Annotated in this window: 1 protein-coding gene; it reads left to right on the top strand. The window is 65.4% G+C overall.

Going from position 1 to position 1089, the window contains the following annotated elements:
• Positions 1-151 precede the first annotated feature (151 nt).
• A complete protein-coding gene (locus tag VB777_RS05615; RefSeq protein ID WP_323247619.1) occupies positions 152-1066 on the top strand; it encodes a hypothetical protein in 915 nt (304 codons plus the stop codon).
• The last annotated feature ends 23 nt before the right edge of the window (positions 1067-1089 follow it).

Consider the following 1089-nt stretch of genomic DNA (forward strand, 5'->3'; position numbering starts at 1 on the left):
TCGGGATCCGCTCCTCGATCGAGACGTAGGAGAACAAGGAGCCGCTGCGCTCCTGCTGACCTCGCATCAAACCTGGGGCAGCTGGCCCATTTTCGCAGAGGAAGCGGGGTTTTTCAGCAAACTCCTAGGGCTCAAGGAAGAAAGCCCGCAGATGGCGGAGCCGGTCCAGGACTTGATGGAGCAACTGGAGCCGCATGGGGCCACCCTGGTGGTAATCCACCACGCCAGCAAGGGACGCGCCGGAGAAGGCGCTGCAGCGGCCAGTAGGGGCAGCACCGCACTGCCGGCGGCAGCGTCGCAGATCCTGAAGCTGGCTCCCGCGACCGCCAACGAAAGCGACCGCCGAAGGCTGCTCACCACTCAGGGCAGGGGTGGACTGCCCCAGAGCCTGGTGATCGAACGCGACGGGCCTACCTGGAACCTGCTGGGAGGCGCTGAGCTACTGGAGCGTGAGCAGTCGCAAGCTGAAGCCGAATCGAAGCTGACGGAACGCCAACTGGACGCACTGCGCGAGGTGCGCGAGCGGTGGGAGGACCGGCAGGAGAAGACCACGGCGGCCCAACTGGCCGAGGCCCTGGAGCTGACGGGCAGCGGTCGCGAGGTGGTGGCCCGGAAGACCCTGCTGGGTCTGCATCAGAAGGGGCTGCTGGAAATGGTCGCCCGATCGCAACCGGGCCGCGGGAGCCGGGTCAATGAGTTCTGGCCGAGAGCCAACGAACCAGCCAACGAACCCCCTCGCGTGGGGGCACCCAAAACAGGGTTCGTTGGGTTCGTTGGGTTCGCGGGTGAGGACCCGGAGCGATTCAACCCTCCCTCTTCCCTGTCGTACCAGCCAGCGAACCCAACGAACCCAACGAACCAGCGAACCAGTGCCCCCGCGCGAGAGGTTCGCGGGAGGTTCGTTGGCTCCGCCCCCGGCAGTTCGGCTACCGCTTTCGCCAAGGGCGATCGAGTCGAGGCCTTTAAGAGCCTGCTGAAAAAGTCCCGAGGTCGCCATGACTTGAGTCTGACCTCTGGGCGCAGCGCCCGTGAACACTGGGCTCGGAGTCAGGCGTTCCCGGGCTGAATGGCCCTTGAAGGGGTTTTTCA

Source organism: Synechococcus sp. CCY9202, assembly GCF_034931685.1.
Classification (GTDB): domain Bacteria; phylum Cyanobacteriota; class Cyanobacteriia; order PCC-6307; family Cyanobiaceae; genus CBW1002.